1 protein-coding gene is annotated in these 219 nt (G+C 73.5%); it reads right to left on the reverse strand.

Features of this window, described 5'->3' with window-relative positions; genetic code table 11:
- Positions 1-219: KR domain-containing protein (locus tag OO63_RS41185; protein WP_033265000.1), on the reverse strand; the 219-nt coding region annotated here is incomplete at both ends.

Here is a 219-nt window from a genome sequence, read left to right on the forward strand (position 1 = left end):
GCCCCAGGCGACGCTGGTCGCGGTCAGGCCGCGGGCGCGGCGGGCCTCGGCGAGCGCGTCGAGGTAGGCGTTGGCCGCCGCGTACGCGCCCTGCCCGCCACCACCCCACACACCCGAGTTGGACGAGAACAGCACGAACGCGTCCAGGCCGTCGCCGTCGATCAGTTCGTCCAAGAGCGTGGCACCGGCCGTCTTCGCGCCGAAGACCTCCGCGATGTC

Origin of the sequence: Streptomyces alboflavus (genome assembly GCF_000716675.1) — a bacterium.
GTDB classification, from domain to species: Bacteria; Actinomycetota; Actinomycetes; order Streptomycetales; family Streptomycetaceae; genus Streptomyces; species Streptomyces alboflavus.